Source organism: Pseudoxanthomonas sp. G3 (assembly GCF_057654715.1).
In genome coordinates this window covers 3,184,957-3,200,271 of record NZ_CM172805.1, presented here as the reverse complement: position 1 = coordinate 3,200,271, position 15,315 = coordinate 3,184,957, and the positions used below count along the sequence as shown (strand labels likewise).

Annotated in this window: 19 protein-coding genes; 10 read left to right on the top strand and 9 right to left on the bottom strand. The window is 67.5% G+C overall.

Annotated elements, in window-relative coordinates; translation table 11 throughout:
- The first annotated feature begins 5 nt into the window (after nucleotides 1-5).
- Entirely contained in the window at nucleotides 6-401 is a 396-nt protein-coding gene (gene aac(6') / locus AC23D6_RS15395) for an aminoglycoside 6'-N-acetyltransferase (protein WP_487752656.1), read from the top strand.
- A 3-nt stretch (nucleotides 402-404) separates the two neighbouring features.
- Nucleotides 405-1,199 carry an ABC transporter substrate-binding protein gene (locus tag AC23D6_RS15390; RefSeq protein ID WP_487750088.1) on the top strand — a complete coding sequence of 265 codons (795 nt, stop codon included), beginning with the start codon at nucleotides 405-407 and terminating at the stop codon, nucleotides 1,197-1,199.
- Nucleotides 1,200-1,314: 115 nt separating this feature from the next.
- On the opposite strand, the gene AC23D6_RS15385 is transcribed toward AC23D6_RS15390, so the two are convergent.
- Genes AC23D6_RS15385 through AC23D6_RS15375 form a run of 3 tightly spaced genes read right to left on the bottom strand, consistent with a single transcriptional unit; the run spans nucleotide 1,315 to nucleotide 3,386 of the window.
- A complete protein-coding gene (locus AC23D6_RS15385) occupies nucleotides 1,315-1,770 on the bottom strand; it encodes a DUF4426 domain-containing protein (protein WP_487750087.1) in 456 nt (151 codons plus the stop codon).
- 60 nt (nucleotides 1,771-1,830) lie between these two features.
- Nucleotides 1,831-2,652 carry a pyrroline-5-carboxylate reductase gene (gene proC, locus AC23D6_RS15380; RefSeq protein WP_487752655.1) on the bottom strand — a complete coding sequence of 274 codons (822 nt, stop codon included), beginning with the start codon at nucleotides 2,650-2,652 and terminating at the stop codon, nucleotides 1,831-1,833.
- A gap of 50 nt (nucleotides 2,653-2,702) precedes the next feature.
- Nucleotides 2,703-3,386: a YggS family pyridoxal phosphate-dependent enzyme gene (locus AC23D6_RS15375; protein ID WP_487752654.1), complete on the bottom strand. Its 684-nt coding sequence runs from the start codon at nucleotides 3,384-3,386 to the stop codon at nucleotides 2,703-2,705.
- A 93-nt stretch (nucleotides 3,387-3,479) separates the two neighbouring features.
- Between AC23D6_RS15375 and AC23D6_RS15370 the strand changes: the two genes are divergently transcribed.
- The 5 genes from AC23D6_RS15370 to AC23D6_RS15350 all read left to right on the top strand — a co-directional run bounded on the left by AC23D6_RS15370 (nucleotide 3,480) and on the right by AC23D6_RS15350 (nucleotide 7,085).
- Nucleotides 3,480-4,517: a type IV pilus twitching motility protein PilT gene (locus AC23D6_RS15370; protein ID WP_447940408.1), complete on the top strand. Its 1,038-nt coding sequence runs from the start codon at nucleotides 3,480-3,482 to the stop codon at nucleotides 4,515-4,517.
- Between the two features lie 96 nt (nucleotides 4,518-4,613).
- Complete coding sequence (locus AC23D6_RS15365) at nucleotides 4,614-5,744, top strand: PilT/PilU family type 4a pilus ATPase (RefSeq protein ID WP_487750086.1); 1,131 nt, start codon at nucleotides 4,614-4,616, stop codon at nucleotides 5,742-5,744.
- Between the two features lie 185 nt (nucleotides 5,745-5,929).
- On the top strand, nucleotides 5,930-6,439 hold the full coding sequence (locus AC23D6_RS15360) for a DUF6622 family protein (protein ID WP_487750085.1): 510 nt from the start codon (nucleotides 5,930-5,932) through the stop codon (nucleotides 6,437-6,439).
- Nucleotides 6,440-6,509: 70 nt separating this feature from the next.
- Nucleotides 6,510-6,707, top strand: a complete 198-nt coding sequence (locus AC23D6_RS15355; RefSeq protein WP_487750084.1) for a hypothetical protein — start codon at nucleotides 6,510-6,512, stop codon at nucleotides 6,705-6,707.
- Between the two features lie 147 nt (nucleotides 6,708-6,854).
- Nucleotides 6,855-7,085, top strand: coding sequence for a hypothetical protein (locus AC23D6_RS15350; RefSeq protein ID WP_487750083.1), 231 nt, complete (start codon nucleotides 6,855-6,857; stop codon nucleotides 7,083-7,085).
- Nucleotides 7,086-7,205: 120 nt separating this feature from the next.
- On the opposite strand, the gene scpC is transcribed toward AC23D6_RS15350, so the two are convergent.
- Nucleotides 7,206-8,720 carry a succinyl-CoA:acetate CoA-transferase ScpC gene (scpC, locus tag AC23D6_RS15345; protein ID WP_487750082.1) on the bottom strand — a complete coding sequence of 505 codons (1,515 nt, stop codon included), beginning with the start codon at nucleotides 8,718-8,720 and terminating at the stop codon, nucleotides 7,206-7,208.
- Between the two features lie 90 nt (nucleotides 8,721-8,810).
- On the bottom strand, nucleotides 8,811-9,356 hold the full coding sequence (locus AC23D6_RS15340) for a DNA-3-methyladenine glycosylase I (protein WP_487750081.1): 546 nt from the start codon (nucleotides 9,354-9,356) through the stop codon (nucleotides 8,811-8,813).
- 98 nt (nucleotides 9,357-9,454) lie between these two features.
- Here AC23D6_RS15340 and AC23D6_RS15335 point away from each other — a divergent pair, with 98 nt between their 5' ends.
- The 3 genes from AC23D6_RS15335 (at nucleotide 9,455) to AC23D6_RS15325 (ending at nucleotide 11,518) form a co-directional block, all read left to right on the top strand.
- Nucleotides 9,455-10,021 (top strand): YqgE/AlgH family protein, encoded by a 567-nt coding sequence (locus tag AC23D6_RS15335; RefSeq protein WP_487750080.1) that lies wholly within the window; start codon nucleotides 9,455-9,457, stop codon nucleotides 10,019-10,021.
- An 82-nt stretch (nucleotides 10,022-10,103) separates the two neighbouring features.
- A complete protein-coding gene (ruvX, locus tag AC23D6_RS15330) occupies nucleotides 10,104-10,553 on the top strand; it encodes a Holliday junction resolvase RuvX (protein WP_487750079.1) in 450 nt (149 codons plus the stop codon).
- Between the two features lie 20 nt (nucleotides 10,554-10,573).
- Nucleotides 10,574-11,518, top strand: coding sequence for an aspartate carbamoyltransferase catalytic subunit (locus AC23D6_RS15325; protein WP_487750078.1), 945 nt, complete (start codon nucleotides 10,574-10,576; stop codon nucleotides 11,516-11,518).
- 78 nt (nucleotides 11,519-11,596) lie between these two features.
- On the opposite strand, the gene AC23D6_RS15320 is transcribed toward AC23D6_RS15325, so the two are convergent.
- The 4 genes from AC23D6_RS15320 to AC23D6_RS15305 form a co-directional block, all read right to left on the bottom strand.
- Nucleotides 11,597-13,153: a GGDEF domain-containing protein gene (locus tag AC23D6_RS15320; RefSeq protein ID WP_487750077.1), complete on the bottom strand. Its 1,557-nt coding sequence runs from the start codon at nucleotides 13,151-13,153 to the stop codon at nucleotides 11,597-11,599.
- A 135-nt stretch (nucleotides 13,154-13,288) separates the two neighbouring features.
- Nucleotides 13,289-13,567, bottom strand: coding sequence for a hypothetical protein (locus tag AC23D6_RS15315; RefSeq protein WP_487750076.1), 279 nt, complete (start codon nucleotides 13,565-13,567; stop codon nucleotides 13,289-13,291).
- Between the two features lie 2 nt (nucleotides 13,568-13,569).
- The gene (locus AC23D6_RS15310) at nucleotides 13,570-14,373 is read right to left on the bottom strand and encodes a carboxylesterase family protein (protein WP_487750075.1); all 804 of its coding nucleotides are present in this window, start codon (nucleotides 14,371-14,373) and stop codon (nucleotides 13,570-13,572) included.
- Between the two features lie 57 nt (nucleotides 14,374-14,430).
- On the bottom strand, nucleotides 14,431-15,282 hold the full coding sequence (locus AC23D6_RS15305; protein WP_487750074.1) for a DNA ligase: 852 nt from the start codon (nucleotides 15,280-15,282) through the stop codon (nucleotides 14,431-14,433).
- Nucleotides 15,283-15,315: the final 33 nt, after the last annotated feature.

The window sequence follows — 15,315 nt, the reverse complement described above, 5'->3', positions numbered from 1 at the left end:
TCGCGATGCGCTTGGCGCTGTGGCCCGATGCCGATGCCGATGAACTTGCGGCCGAGGCACTGGCCTGGGATACCCGCAACGGCATCGCGCTGATCGCCGTCGACGACGATGGCCAGGCCATCGGACTGGCCGAGGCCAGCTTGCGTCGCGACTACGTCAACGGTACCGAAAGCTCGCCGGTCGGCTTCCTCGACGCCTGGTACGTGAATCCCGGTCATCGCGGTCGGCGCGTCGGCCGCGCGCTGATCGCCGCGGTCGAGGATTGGACGCGTGCGCAGGGGTGCAGCGAGCTGGCGTCCGATGCGCTGCTCGACAACACCGCCAGCCATGCCGCGCATGCGGCCTGCGGCTTCGAGGAAACCGAGCGCGTCGTCTATTTCCGCAAGCGACTGGGCGCCTGACGCATGGGGCCGCGCCGCATTGTCTGCCTGACCGAAGAGCCCACCGAGACGCTGTACGCACTCGGCGAGCAGGACCGCATCGTCGGCATCAGCGGGTTCACCGTGCGGCCGCCGCAGGCGCGCAAGGAGAAGCCCAAGGTCAGCGCGTTCACCAGCGCCAAGATCGACGAGATCCTGAAGCTTCGCCCGGACCTGGCCATCGGTTTCTCCGATATCCAGGCCGACATCGCCGCCGAACTGGTGCGGCAGGGCGTGGAAGTCTGGATCAGCAACCACCGCAGCGTGGACGGCATCGTCGACTACGTGCGGCGGCTGGGCGCGCTGGTGGGCGTGGCCGCGCGCGCCAACGACTATGCCGATGCTTTGCAGCGAGGTCTGGACGATGTCCGCGCGCGGGCGGCCCGTTTACCGCGCAGGCCGACGGTCTATTTCGAGGAATGGGACGAGCCGCAGATCACCGGCATCCGCTGGGTGTCCGAGCTGATCGGCATCGCGGGCGGGGACGACGCGTTTCCCGAGATGGCGCGCGAGCCGCTGGCGAAACACCGGATCCTCGCCGATGGCAGCGAGGTGGTGCGTCGTGCGCCGGACATCATCCTGGGTTCGTGGTGCGGGAAGAAGTTCCGCCCCGACCGGGTGGCGACACGCCCCGGCTGGGATGCGATTCCCGCCGTGCGCGACGGCGAACTGCACGAAATCAAGTCGCCGTTGATCCTGCAGCCCGGGCCGGCGGCACTGACCGACGGCGTGCAGGCGATCGCGGCGGTCGTACGGCGGTGGGCGGCACAGCGCGCCTGAATCGGCGTGGCTTTGTGGGGTGCCGGATGCGGCATGGTGGTTGTGGGAGCGACGTAAGTCGCGAAGGGCCACCGCGGTGCTTCATCGCGACTTACGTCGCTCCCACAGGTGTTCTTTAGAAATTCCGCTGGAAGTTCACCGTCTCAGTGCGCCCGCCGGTCTTCACGACGATTTCGAAGCGGTACGAATTGCGTGGCGAGATACCTGCCGTGCCGATCAGGTCGGTGTACTCGCCGGCTTCCACCTTGCGCAGCGTGATGGTCTGGCGCGCGCCGGACAGGTCGTGCGCGGTGACGCTGACCTCGCCGTCGGCATCAATCTCTTCGGTGCCTTTCACTTCGCGCAGGGCGACCAGCACCAGCGCGGTGCCGGCATCGCGGGAGACGCCGTACTGCGTGGCGACAGCCTCGCTCAGCGCCAGCGTGGGCAGCGCGTTGTAGCGCACGCGCAGGGGGCCGAAGTCGGCCTCGGCAGGGGCAGGGGGCACGAATTCGGCGGCCCGGGGCGTCTCGCCGCCGGAGCAAGCCACCAGCGACAGGACGAGAACCAAGGGGGCGATCAGAAGTTTCATCGGGGTCGGCGCCTGGGGTTCAAGAGGCATTACGGGGTTGGAACTTGATCGGATGCGTGTTCAATCGTTGGCGGCGGACAGTTCGCCGCCCCGTGCGGTCGCCGCACGTACGGCCCGCGCGACCAGCGCTTCGAAACCGCCGGCCTGGAAGGTCTCGATCGCGGCCTGCGTGGTGCCGTTGGGCGAGGTCACTCGGCGACGCAGTTCCGCGGCCGTCTCGCCGCTCTCGGTGAGCATGCGCGCCGCACCGAGCACGGTCTGCAGCACCAGCGTGCGCGCGGCGTCGGCCGACAGGCCTTCAGCCACGGCCGCGGACTCCATCGCCTCGGCCAACAGGAACACATAAGCCGGGCCGCTCCCGGACACGCCGGTGACCGCGTCCATCTTGGCTTCGGCATCGATCCACACCGTCGGTCCAGCCGCGGACAGCAGCAGTTCTGCGCGCTCGCGTCCGGCGGCATCGACTTCCTCGCTCGCATGCAGGCCGGTGACGCCCGCGCCCAGCAGCGCCGGCGTGTTGGGCATGCTGCGCACCACCGGCAGGCCACCGCCGAGCCAGCGCTGCATCTGCGTGACGGTGATGCCGGCGGCGATGGACACCGCCAGCGGGCGCTGCGCCTGCGCCATGGGCGCCAGTGATTCGCACACCGCGCGCATCACTTGCGGCTTCACGGCGAAGAGCCAGGTGTCCGCGCCGTAGGCGGCTTCACCGGCCTCGGTGAAGACCTGCACGCCGAAGTCGGCCGCCAGCGCGGCACGCAAGGGCTCGTTGGGCTCGGCCACACGGATGCGCGAAGGCTCTGCGCCCCGTTTGAGCAGGCCGCCGATCAGGCTGCGCGCCATGTTGCCGCCGCCGATGAAGGCCAGCGGGTGGGTCAGCATGCGAGGGGTGGAAGGCGTCATGGCATCGGGGCTCGAAGAAAAGGAAGGGCTCAGACGGGCCGCGACGGCCGCGCACCGAACAGCGCAGTGCCGATGCGGACCATCGTGGCGCCGTGCGCGATGGCGAGCGGGTAGTCCCCGCTCATGCCCATCGACAGGGTGTCCACGCCGGGGTGGCGTGCGGCCAGCATCTCTTGCAGCGCCTGCATGCGGCGGAAGGCGTCGATGCGCCGGGCGGTGTCCGGATGCGGTGCGGGGATGGCCATCAGGCCGCGCAGCCGCAGGCGCGGTTCGGCCGCGATCGCGTCGGCCAGGCCCGCGACCTCGTCGGGCGCGCATCCATGCTTGCTGGCTTCGTCATCGATGTTCACCTGCACGAGCACGTTGAGCGGCGCGTGGTCCGCTGGGCGATAGCGTGACAGAGCGCCAATCAATTTGTGACGGTCGACCGTCTGCACCCAATCGAACACCTGGGCGGCGAGTTCGGCCTTGTTCGACTGCAGGTGGCCGATGAGATGCCATTCCAGGCCCATGCCGGCCAGTTCGCCGATCTTCGCTTGGGCTTCCTGCACGTAGTTTTCGCCGAAAGCACGCTGTCCGGCGCGGGCGAGTTCGGCCACGGCCGAGGCCGGTTGCAGTTTGGATACGGCCAGCAGCGCCGGGGTTGGCCGATGTGCCGCTTTCGCTGCGTTTTCAAGGTGTTGCAGGGTCTCGCTGAGGGTGTCGGCGAGCATGTTCATCCAACCATTGGCGGGAACGGCAAGGGCGCTATACTGCCCTTCGGGGAATGAACGTTCCAGTTCGCAGCAACTTGGGGAAGCAGCGTCATGGATATCGCCGAACTCTTGGCGTTCTCGGTAAAGAACAAGGCCTCCGACCTCCACCTCTCGGCCGGCTTGCCGCCGATGATCCGCGTGGATGGCGACGTGCGCCGCATCAACATCCCGGCGTTGGACCACAAGCAGGTGCACTCGCTTGTCTACGACATCATGTCGGACAAGCAGCGGCGCGACTTCGAAGAGTTCCTTGAGGTCGACTTCTCGTTCGAGATCCCGTCGCTGGCGCGCTTCCGCGTCAACGCCTTCAACCAGAACCGTGGCGCCGGCGCCGTCTTCCGTACGATTCCGTCGGAAGTGCTGACCCTGGAAGACCTGGGCTGCCCGCCGCTGTTCCGTGAGCTGATCCAGCAGCCGCAGGGACTGATCCTGGTCACCGGCCCGACCGGTTCGGGCAAGTCGACCACGCTGGCGGCGATGATCGACCACATCAACAAGAACGAGTACGGGCACATCCTCAGCGTCGAGGACCCGATCGAGTTCGTCCACACCTCGCAGAAGTGCCTGATCAACCAGCGCGAAGTGCACCGCGATACGCACGGCTTCAACGAGGCGCTGCGTTCGGCGCTGCGTGAAGACCCGGACTACATCCTGGTCGGCGAGTTGCGCGACCTCGAAACCATCCGCCTGGCGCTGACCGCGGCGGAAACAGGCCACCTGGTGTTCGCCACGCTGCACACCAGCTCGGCGGCCAAGACCATCGACCGCGTGATCGACGTGTTCCCCGCCGGCGAGAAGCCGATGGTGCGCTCGATGCTGTCCGAATCGCTGCGCGCGGTGATCTCGCAGGCCCTGCTGAAGAAGATCGGCGGCGGCCGCACGGCGGCGTGGGAAATCATGGTGGGCACCCCGGCCATCCGCAACCTGATCCGCGAGGACAAGGTCGCGCAGATGTACTCGGCCATCCAGACCGGCCAGCAGAGCGGCATGATGACGTTGGACCAGCACCTGCAGGACCTGGTGAAGCGCGCGCTGATCACCCGCCAGCAGGCCAAGGAATACGCGAAGGACAAGCGGTTGTTTGAGTAGCCGGGACTGGGGATTCGGGATTGGGGATTCGCGAAAGCGCGCGGTCCTCGCTCTGACGAATCCCGAATCCCGAATCCCGAATCCCGGAGTTTCGCCATGAGCACCATCGACTTCACCTCCTTCCTCAAGCTGATGGCGCACCAGAAGGCGTCGGACCTGTTCATCACGTCCGGCATGCCGCCGTCCATCAAGGTGCACGGCAAGATCTCGCCGATCACGCAGACGCCGCTGACGTCGCAGCAGTCGCGCGACCTGGTGCTGAACGTGATGACGCCGGCGCAGCGCGAGGAGTTCGAAAAGACCCACGAATGCAACTTCGCCATCGGCGTCGCCGGCGTGGGTCGCTTCCGCGTGAGCTGCTTCTACCAGCGCAACCAGGTGGGCATGGTGCTGCGCCGGATCGAGACGCGCATCCCGACGGTGGAAGAACTGAACCTGCCGCCGATCATCAAGACGCTGGCGATGACCAAGCGCGGCATCATCATCTTCGTCGGCGCGACCGGCACGGGTAAGTCCACCTCGCTAGCGGCGATGATCGGTTATCGCAACCAGAACTCGACCGGCCACATCATCACGATCGAGGACCCGATCGAATTCGTGCACAAGCACGAGGGCTGCATCATCACCCAGCGCGAGGTCGGCATCGACACCGACAGCTGGGACGCGGCACTGAAGAACACCCTGCGCCAGGCGCCCGACGTGATCATGATCGGCGAAGTGCGCACGCGCGAAGGCATGGACCACGCGATCGCCTTCGCCGAAACCGGCCACCTGGTGCTGTGCACGCTGCACGCGAACAACGCCAACCAGGCAATGGACCGCATCATCAACTTCTTCCCGGAAGACCGCCGCACCCAGTTGCTGATGGACCTCTCGCTCAATCTCAAGGGCGTGGTGGCGCAGCAGCTGATTCCCACGCCGGACGGCAAGGGCCGCCGCGTGGCGATGGAGATCCTGCTCGGCACGCCGCTGATCCAGGACTACATCCGCGACGGCGAGATCCACAAGCTGAAGGAAGTGATGAAGGAATCCACCAACCTCGGCATGAAGACCTTCGACCAGAGCCTGTTCGAGCTGTACCAGGCCGGCGAGATCAGCTACGAGGATGCGCTGCGCTACGCCGACTCGCAGAACGAAGTGCGCCTGCGCATCAAGCTGGCCCAGGGCGGCGACGCCCGCACGCTGGCGCAGGGCCTGGACGGCGTGGAGATCGCGGAAGTCCGCTGATCCGGAAGGCCGAGTAGTACAGGAGAAGGGGCGGGCGACCGCCCCTTTTTCGTGGGCCATGGGTCCGTGCCAAGGACCTCGGGCACCCGAAAGTGTTGACTTCCGGCACCTAACCGGAGCGCGGGCAGACCCGAAGATGTGCATGAACCGACGCGGTGTCGGCGCACCTCAAGGACCCTTGCCCGATGAAGCAGATCCTCACGCACACCCCTCTCTGGGTCTTCGGCCTGTTCTTCGGCCTGGTCTACCTGGGTTACCTGCAGAGCAGGACGCGGCAGGTCTCGCGCGGTCGCCTCATCGTGCTACCGATCGCCATGCTGGCCTGGTCGCTGTACTCGGTCTGGTCGACCTTCGATGCCCACGTCACGGCGCTGGCCGCGTGGGCATGCGCGTGGCTCGCCGCGGTAGCCATCACCCTGGTGCGGGTGCCTTCGCGCCGCGCGTCCTACGATGCCGCGACGCGGCAGTTCACCGTCGCCGGCAGTTGGGTACCCCTGACGTTGATGATGGGCATCTTCTTCTTTAAGTACGCGGTGACCGTCGTCCATGCCACTAACCCGGGTGTGCTCGGGACGACAACCGCGGTCGTTGTGGTCGCCGGTACGTACGGGCTCTTCAGCGGAATGTTCATGGCCCGCGCGCTGCGGGTGCTGGCGGTGATGGAGTCGCGGCGTTTGGTCGAGCAACGCGCTTGAGGGTCCCATGTACCATGAGTATATCCAGTGGACTTCGATCCGAGATCGCTCATGGCCAGGAAGGGATGACATGAACCGACGTCGCATGCTTTCGGCCACGGCGATCTACTACCTCAAGGCGTCTGTCTTCACCCTTTTGGCCTATGGCCTGCTACGCGTCCTGCATGGGGAAACAGGGATCTCATTCACGGAGTGGGCGATCATCATGTTCGTGGCGTTCACCATCGCCTACCTACCCACCCTCTTCAAGACGCTACGTGCGCAGTGATCTCTCCAGGGCCATAGGTTGGGGCGAGCTTGCAAATCCCGGCACCCAGATCGTGGACGGCATGCTGGTCTTGCAGATTGCGACTTCGTCGCAGCAAGTGTTTCAACGTTGTCGAGCGGAGTTCTGACGATGAATAGAAGCGATAAGGTGTCCATCGCCGTCGTGCTGCTCAGCGTGGCAAGTATCCCCCTGTACTTCATCGTCTTTCCGTGGGCGATGGATTACTTGGGTGTTGACCTGGGTGCTTTTACGCAGGTCGTGACGTGGAGCGGTCTGCTGTTCGTTGTGGCGCTCCAAATTTTCTCGTTCCGCATAGGGAAAGCGTGGGTCGCCCGGGAATATGCCCGCCTGGGCCGCAGCGAAAAGGCGAGGGAATAGGGCGGGCATCCAGCTTGGAGTGAGCTTGAGAGCCCCGATGTCCTGATCGTGGACGGCATGCGACGTTGGGGTTCACTTCGTTCACCCCAACCTATGCAGATGGCGAACGCTTGAAGCCGCTTACCCCTTCATCGTCCCCGTCTCCAGCCATCGCTGGTGCCACGACAACGCTTCCGGCAGCAGGTGCGGGGTGTGCTTGCCGTAGCTGTGGTGCAGCGCGCGGTCGAAGTAGTCCTGCAGCGCGTCGCGGTAATCGGGGTGGCTGCAGTTTTCGATCAGCGTGCGCGCACGCTGCTTCGGGGTGAGGCCACGTAAATCAGCCAGGCCTTGCTCGGTGACGATGACGGACACGTCGTGTTCGGTGTGGTCCACGTGGCTGACCATCGGCACCAGCGCCGAGATGCTGCCGCCCTTGGCGGTGCTCGGGCTGAGGAAGACCGACATGAACCCGTTGCGGGCGAAATCGCCCGAGCCGCCGATGCCGTTCTGGATGCGGCTGCCCATCACGTGGGTGGAATTGACGTTGCCGTAGAGGTCGGCTTCGATCATCCCGTTCATGCCGATGCAGCCCAGGCGGCGCACCAGTTCGGGATGGTTCGACATTTCCTGCGTGCGCATGATGATGCGCTCGCGGAAGAACGCGATGTCGCGCTTGAACGCTCCGTTCGCCTCGGGGCTTAGCGCGAAGCCGGTGCACGAGGCCACCTCAAGCACGCCCTCGCGCAGCAGGTCGAGCATGCCGTCCTGGATCACCTCGGTGAACGCCGTGAGGCCGCGGAAACCGCTCTTCGCCAGGCCGGCCAACACCGCGTTGGGGATGTTGCCCACGCCCGACTGCAGCGGCAGCAAGTTGGCAGGAAGACGGCCCTGCGCGACTTCGTGCTTGAGGAATTCGATCAGGTAACCGGCGATGCGTTCGCTGGCCTCGTCGATGGGCGTGAACGGGCTGTTGCGGTCCGGGCCGTGCGTGCGCACGACGGCGACGATCTTGTCCGGGTCGCAATTCAGCGCGGTATCGCCGATGCGGTCTTGCACGTGCTCCAGCGGGATCGGCTTGCGGTGCGGCGGCAGCGCGGTGCCGTAGTAGATGTCGTGCATGCCCTCCAAGTCGGCGGGCTGCCAATCATTGACCTCGACGATCACCTTCTTCGCCAGGTCCAGCCACGTCTTGTTGTTGCCGACCGAGGTCGAGGGCACGAGTTTCCCGTCTTCGCGGATCGCCGAGACTTCGACCACCGCGGTGTCGATGGGGCCGTAGAACCCGAACCACACGTGCTGGGCTACGTGGCTGAGGTGGATGTCGATGTAGTCCAGGATGCCGTCGTTGATCCGCTTGCGCGCGTCGGGGTCGCTCCGGAACGGCATGCGCAGGGCGATGGCGTCGGCCTTGGCCAGCGCGCCGTCCAACTCGGGCGCGGTGGAGGCGCCGGTCATCAGCTTGATCTGGAAGGGCTCACCGGCGGCGTGCGCCTGTTCGATGCGCGCGGCAAGGGCCAGCGGCACGGCCTTGGGGTAGCCCGAGCCGGTGAAGCCGCTCATCGCGACGGTCTCGCCGGGCTGGATCAGTGCTGCGGCGGCTTCCGGTGTGATCAGGCGGGCGCGCAGGGCAGCGTGGCGGATGCGGTCTTCGGACATGAGTAAGACGGCCCTGCGAAACCGTCATTATCGTTCCGGCGGCGGGGGCGCCAGCATACGACCATCGTGGCAAGCCGCAATGGCGGTGGATCAACGCCCGGCGCGGGTCATCCAGGGCGGGCGCTGCTTGGCAGCGCGTTTGAACGCGGGGCAATCCTCGCGGTGCGCGCCGGGCAGGTAGCCCAGGCTCATCAGGAATTCGTTGGTGATCTCGCCGCCGGTGAAACGGAAGGTCTTCTTGAACAGCTTCACCCACTCGGCCTTCGACAGCGGGTGGTGTGCGTCCAGCCACGCTGCGAAGCCGCCGTAGCTATCGCGCAGCGTCTGGATCACCTGGGCGTTGTGGATCGCCGCCTCGACCTTCAGCCGGTTGCGGATGATGCCGGGGTCGGCCAGCAGCCGGGCACGGTCCTTCTCGCCGTAGCGGGCGACCTTGTCCACATCGAAGCCGCTGTAGGCGGCGCGGAAGCCGTCGCGCTTGCGCAGCATGGTTTCCCAGCTCAGCCCGGCCTGGTTGATCTCCAGCAGCAGGCGTTCGAACAGCACTGCTTCCTCGCGCTGGGGGAAACCATATTCGTGGTCGTGGTAGGGGCCATGCAGCGGATGGCCCGGGGCGACATCGCAGTAACCGGACATGGGGTAGGCAAATGGGGGGACGCTGCATTCTAGGCCGCATCGCGGACCGTTCCTGTCCGCAGGGGCGCGTCCGCGCGCGGCGGGCTAGAATGATCGCCATGCAAGACGCCGCCACGCCCCTGGCCAACCAGTTGCTGATCGCCTCGCCGGCGTTGTCCGATCCGAATTTCGCCCGCAGCGTGGCCCTGATCTGCCAGCACGACGACGAGGGTGCGATGGGCGTGGTGGTGAACCGTCCGTCGGAGTACACCTTGGGCGAAGTGCTGCGGCAGATGAATCTGGAAGCGCAGGACCCGCGCCTGGCGGACCAGGTGGTGCTGGCCGGCGGCCCGGTGCATCCGGAGCGCGGCTTCGTGCTGCACGACGGTCCTCGCGCCTGGGAATCCACGATGGCGGTGGCCGATGGCCTTTACCTGACGACGTCCCGCGACATCCTCGAAGCGATGGCGGCCGGCGACGGCCCCGCGCATGCGATCGTCGCGCTGGGCTGCGCGGGGTGGGGCGCGGGGCAACTGGAGTACGAACTGGGCGAGAACAGTTGGCTGACCGCGCCCGCGGACGCCGAGCTGCTGTTCGCCCTGCCGCTGGAGCGGCGATGGCAGGCGGCCGGTCAGCGGATCGGCGTGGACATGACGCGGCTGACCGATTACAGCGGCCACGCATGATCGCGCGCGCCGCTTCGCCGACGGGTTCTCCACGGCCGCCGGTGCACGATGGGATGCGCTTTTCCGAACGGAGGCAGGTGGCATGAAGCTGGACGGCACCGTACTGGGATTCGACGTGGGCGCCCGCCGCATCGGCGTGGCGGTGGGCAGTGCGTTCGGCACCGGCGCACGCGCGCTGGCCGTGATCGACGTGCATGGCCATGGCCCCGACTGGCCGGCGATCGACAAGCTGCACGCCGAATGGAAGCCCGACGGGCTGGTGGTCGGCGACCCCATGACGCTCGACGGCGGCGACCAGCCCATCCGCAAGCGTGCCCATGCCTTCGCCCGCGAACTGCGCGCGCGCTACAACCTGCCGGTGGTGCTGGTGGACGAGCGCACCAGTTCCGTGGAGGCGTCGCAGCGGTTCGCGCTGGACCGCGCGGAAGGCCGCAAGCGCCGTCGCGATGCCGCCGCGCTGGACGCGGTGGCCGCCGCAGTGATCATCGAACGCTGGCTGGCCGCGCCACACGACGCGACCCAGCTGACCTGACTTCCCACACACGACGCCCCATGACCCCACAACTCGATTCGGATGGACGCCTGCGCCACTTGTTGACCCTGGAGGGCCTGCCTCGTGAGACCCTCTGCCGCCTGATCGATCGGGCCGGCCAGATCCGCGACGCCGCACTCGGGCGCACGCCGCGGCGGACCGTGCTGGACGGCACCACGGTCTGCACGCTGTTCTTCGAACCGTCCACGCGCACGCGCAGTTCGTTCCACATCGCTGCGCAGCGGCTCGGCGCGGACGTGCTGAACTTCGATGCGTCCACCTCGTCCACCCGCAAGGGCGAGACCGCGCGCGACACGCTGCGTAACCTGGAAGCGATGGGCGTACGCGGTTTCATCGTCCGCCACGCGGATGACGGCGCCGTTGCGGCGCTCGCCGCCGAAGCAGGCGAGGGCACGGCACTGATCAACGCTGGCGATGGCCGAAGTGCGCACCCCACCCAGGGCCTGCTGGACGTGCTGACGCTGCGCCAGGCCAAGGGGCCGGACTTCTCGAAGATGAAGGTGCTGATCGTCGGCGACGTGAAGCATTCGCGCGTGGCGCGCTCGGACCTGCATGCGCTGCGCACGCTGGGCGCGGGCGAAATCCGCGTGTGCGGCCCTCAGTCGCTGCTGCCGGACGACGGCACGCTGGCCGGCTGCGAGGTCGGCCAGGATTTCGACGCGATGCTCGAGGGCGTGGACGCCGTGATGATGCTGCGCCTGCAGCGCGAGCGCATGGAAGAGGGGCTGGTCGCGTCGCTGGAGGACTACCACCGCGACTACGGTCTGACCGCCACGCGCCTCACGCGCGCGGCGAAGGATGCCGTGGTGCTGCATCCCGGCCCGATCAATCGTGGCGTGGAGATCACCGACGAGGTCGCCGATGGTCCGCAGTCGCTGGTGCTGCGCCAGGTGAGCAACGGCGTGGCCGTGCGCATGGCGGTGCTGGAAACCCTGCTGGCGTAACGCCGCGCCTGGATAGGACGGCCTTCAAGGTCCCACGCATTCCGGCCGGCCCTGAATGGCCTCCTACAGACGTTGGGCCTACTCCGGCGCCGCGACCACGCGGTTTTTTCCGGCTTGCTTGGCCTGGTACATGGCGCGATCAGCGCGCGCCAGCAGATCGTCCTGCGATTCCCCGGGCACCCAGCGCGCCACGCCTGCGCTGAAGGTCGCCACGATGCCGCGCCCTTCGTAGACCAGGGGCTTGTGCGCGAGCCGGTCGCGCAAACGTTCCAGCGTGCCCATCGCCTCGAGGAAGCTGGTTTCAGGCAACAACAGCACGAACTCCTCGCCGCCGAAGCGCGCGACGGCATCGCTGGCGCGCAGGGTGGCGCGCGCCAGCGCCACGACATGGCACAGCGCGGCATCGCCGCCCAGGTGGCCGTGCGCCGCGTTGATGTGGCGGAAGTCGTCCAGGTCGAGCATCGCCAGGCTCAGCGTCTGGCCACTGCGCAACGCGCGCACCGATTCGCGCTTGAACAGTTCGTCGAAGCCGCGCCGGTTCAGCGCGTCGGTCAGCTGGTCCACGCGCACCAGTTCGGAGACCGATTGCAGTTCCAGTTCCAGGTCGGCCACGCGTTGCTCGGCGGCTTCCACCTCGCGGCGGGCCTCCAGCAGGCTGTCGCGCGAACGCAGCGCCTGCGCCTGCACCTCGGCGGTGTCCTGCAGGATGTCCTCCATCCGCTTGCCGAGCTCGGCGATGCTGCGGCTCTCGCGCACGGCCTGCGCATGGAAGCTGATGCGGTCGTGGTATTCGCCGGTGCTGTTGGCCATGCCGTCCAGCCGCTCGACGAAGGTCACCATCATCTCCTTCATCGACGCCTTCGATTCGGCCAGCCCCTGCTTCAGCAGGCCCTGCTTGTAGATCACTTCGCGTAGGCCGGCGCGGGTCTGTTCCAGCGAAGTGCGGTCCAGCGGACCGGCCAGCAGCTGGCGCACCGCGCCGATCTGGTCCTGAAGCCAGCTGCCGTCCTCGATCAGTTCGCCGACGTTCTCCAGCAGCAGGTCGAACAGGCTGCGCATCAGTTCCTGCGCGTCGTCGACCTCGTGCGTGCGCAGCCCGACCTGCTGGCAAAGTTCCTTCAGCTCGTTGCCCAGCGGATCCAGCGGTTGCGCCGGCTGCCACTGTCGGACGCGATCGGCCAGCGCATGCGCCTGGGGCAGCAGCACGGCGTCGTCGCGCAGCAGGCTTTCCAGGCCGCCGACCAGGGCGTGGTGCAGCAGGTCGCGAAGTTGTTCGGCTTCGCCGGCGAGGGGCTCGTCCTGGATCGTGCGGATGTACTTGTCGATCAGCTGGCGCAATGCGCGGCCGTAGCGCGGCCAGTCGTTGTCGCCATGCGCCGACTGCAGGCGCTCGCCCATGCCGCGCAGTTCGCCGGGCAGGCCGGCAACGCCGTGTGCGAAGGCGGACAGGAGGGCGGCCGGCTCGGTGGCGCTGGCGAACAGAGCCTGCAGCTGGGTCGCGCTGATGCTGGGCTGACGCGTTTCGCCCCGCGGCGCCAACTCGCGCGCGCTGGATGCCTCGGGCTCGCGACGACGCGCCCACAGGCGACGCAGGCCGCTTGGCCGTACCGAATTGTCGTCCGCCGCATCCGTCATCGCAGTCGCTCGCACGGCCGGCGGGTTGCGCCGGTCACCAGGGGATGCCGGGTTATCGGCCGGATACGACGGCGATTGAGGGGGGAGGGGAGGCCGGTCCGGACGTGACGGCCGAAGCGTGACGGCGGGCCGGGCTCAGTCGGCCGCGGGCGGAAAGCGGGCGAGGGCTTCTTCGACGATGGCCAGCTGGGCGACCGCCTCTGCGTTGCCCGCGGCGGCGGCCCGCTGCACCTGGGCCAGGTCCGGGTGGCTGACGATCAACAGCAGGTTGCCGCAGCTCGGACAGGCGTAATCGGTGACGGCGTCGTGCAGTTCCATCGCCATGCCGCGGCTGTCGCCTTCCCAGCCGCAAGGACAGGCCAGCGAGCGCTCACGCCAGCCATCGGCGAAATAGTCCGCGACCAGTTCGGCCATCGTCAGCGGCCCCGGCGCTGGGCGAACAGCCAGTCCCACATCGGGGCATGGGCGTAGGTCGCATCCCAACTGTTGTGGTTGGCGTCGGGGAACTCGGTGTAACGCGCATCGCGTGCGCCGACCGCCTTCAGTGCGGCGTCCATACGGCGCGACTGCGACGGCGGGACCACGTCGTCCTTGCCGCCGTGGAAAATCCACACCGGCACATCCTTCAGCCGCTGCGCAGTGGCCGCGAACGGATCGGCCGCATGCGCGACGGTATGGGCGCGCAGGCCGGGCCGCGCATCGGTCCAGTCGACGGTGACGCCACCGCAGATCGGCACCAGCGCGGCGAAGCGGGTGGGTTGCTGCAGCGCGAGCTCCCAGGTGCCGTAGCCGCCCATCGACATGCCGGTCAGGTAGACGCGGGCGGGGTCGCCGTCGAACTCGCGCATCGCCGCATCCAGCGTGGCGAAGGCGATCGGGCCGGCGTCTTCGGTCCACTCGGTATCGTCGGGCGCCTGCGGAAACACCACCACGCCCGGGAACGTATCGGCGTGCTGGCGCAGGTAGGGCCCCAGGCCGGCCATGGTCTGCTTCACGCCGTCGCGGCCACGCTCGCCGGAACCGTTGAGGAACAGCACCACCGGCATCTTGCCGCTGCGGAAGCGCGCAGCCGGTACGAACACCTGGTAACGGTAGGTTTGGCCGTTCAGCGCGACCTCGCGGGAAACGAATTCGCCGGTCGGGTTCATGGGCGCGGTCGTCGTACAGGCAGTCATCAGGATGAGCAGCAGGCCGAGGCAGGCCGTGGCGAGGAATCGCATGGGGGTCGCGGTCCGAAGGTAACCGGCGGCAGCATACCCCGTCGTGTCGCACGCGCGTCAGCGGTCCGTATCGGGCGGAGCTCCTTCATGGCGGATCCGCATGAAGCGGGCGAAGCGCGGCAGCCCGCTGGCGGTGTGGCCGCTGTAGCGGTAGGTCACCCATACCCCCACGGGCGGCGGCGCCGCTCGCTGGGCATCGGTGAAGCCGGTGCCTAGACGAAAGCGGCGCCCGTCCGGCATGCGCACCTGCAGCGCGCCCAGCATGCCGGCATATTTCCCTTTACCGGGCAGATGGGCGATCACCTGCGCCTCCGCGTCTTCATGCGGCTTGTACTTCATCAGGTCGTCGCTGTGTCCTGTGCGGTAGCGGGCACTGCGCCGGTGCAGCATGAGGCCCTCGCCGCCCGCGGCGACCACGCGGGCCAACTCGGCGTCGAGTGCAGCGTGCGTATCGAAGCGCCGTTGCCGGATCGCCGCCAGGTGCGGGCTGCCCGCCTGGGCAACGAGCACGCGCAGGCGTTCGTAGCGTGCCGAGAAGGGGCCCGGATGGGCAGGCAGATCGAAGGCCATGAAGCGCACGTCGCGCCATGCCTTCGGGTCGCCGCCCACGCGGCGTACCAGCGCGCTGATCTCGTCGAAGCGGCGACGCGCGATCCACAGTTCCCCCTCTAGGGGCTCCGGCGGCCAGCCGCGGCTGAAGCCGTTCGGCACAGCGATCCGTATCCCGCCCCGTGTCCACAGGTGCTTGCCGTCCCATCGGGCTCGTACGCCGTCCAGTTTTTCGCTGACCAGGAAATCGCCGACATCCACCGTGTCCCGATAGGACGTGGCCAGCATCGGGGCCGACGGGGGCGATGCGAGCGCGGTCCAGGACAGCAGGCATAGCAGGACGTTGAGCAGCAGGCGCATGCGGATCGAACCAGGCCGAGGAAGGGCCAGCCT

Bases quoted from the DNA above. Each gene is read 5' to 3' on its own strand.
- scpC (WP_487750082.1), bottom strand. From the start codon at position 8,720: ATGTCCGAAGACCGCATCCGCCACGCTGCCCTGCGCGCCCGCCTGATC.
- AC23D6_RS15385 (WP_487750087.1), bottom strand. From the start codon at position 1,770: ATGAAACTTCTGATCGCCCCCTTGGTTCTCGTCCTGTCGCTGGTGGCT.
- AC23D6_RS15370 (WP_447940408.1), top strand. From the start codon at position 3,480: ATGGATATCGCCGAACTCTTGGCGTTCTCGGTAAAGAACAAGGCCTCC.
- ruvX (WP_487750079.1), top strand. From the start codon at position 10,104: ATGAAGCTGGACGGCACCGTACTGGGATTCGACGTGGGCGCCCGCCGC.
- AC23D6_RS15310 (WP_487750075.1), bottom strand. From the start codon at position 14,373: ATGCGATTCCTCGCCACGGCCTGCCTCGGCCTGCTGCTCATCCTGATG.
- AC23D6_RS15325 (WP_487750078.1), top strand. From the start codon at position 10,574: ATGACCCCACAACTCGATTCGGATGGACGCCTGCGCCACTTGTTGACC.
- AC23D6_RS15360 (WP_487750085.1), top strand. From the start codon at position 5,930: ATGAAGCAGATCCTCACGCACACCCCTCTCTGGGTCTTCGGCCTGTTC.
- AC23D6_RS15335 (WP_487750080.1), top strand. From the start codon at position 9,455: ATGCAAGACGCCGCCACGCCCCTGGCCAACCAGTTGCTGATCGCCTCG.
- AC23D6_RS15355 (WP_487750084.1), top strand. From the start codon at position 6,510: ATGAACCGACGTCGCATGCTTTCGGCCACGGCGATCTACTACCTCAAG.
- AC23D6_RS15340 (WP_487750081.1), bottom strand. From the start codon at position 9,356: ATGTCCGGTTACTGCGATGTCGCCCCGGGCCATCCGCTGCATGGCCCC.
- AC23D6_RS15320 (WP_487750077.1), bottom strand. From the start codon at position 13,153: ATGACGGATGCGGCGGACGACAATTCGGTACGGCCAAGCGGCCTGCGT.
- AC23D6_RS15365 (WP_487750086.1), top strand. From the start codon at position 4,614: ATGAGCACCATCGACTTCACCTCCTTCCTCAAGCTGATGGCGCACCAG.
- AC23D6_RS15315 (WP_487750076.1), bottom strand. From the start codon at position 13,567: ATGGCCGAACTGGTCGCGGACTATTTCGCCGATGGCTGGCGTGAGCGC.
- AC23D6_RS15375 (WP_487752654.1), bottom strand. From the start codon at position 3,386: ATGCTCGCCGACACCCTCAGCGAGACCCTGCAACACCTTGAAAACGCA.
- AC23D6_RS15390 (WP_487750088.1), top strand. From the start codon at position 405: ATGGGGCCGCGCCGCATTGTCTGCCTGACCGAAGAGCCCACCGAGACG.
- proC (WP_487752655.1), bottom strand. From the start codon at position 2,652: ATGCTGACCCACCCGCTGGCCTTCATCGGCGGCGGCAACATGGCGCGC.
- AC23D6_RS15305 (WP_487750074.1), bottom strand. From the start codon at position 15,282: ATGCGCCTGCTGCTCAACGTCCTGCTATGCCTGCTGTCCTGGACCGCG.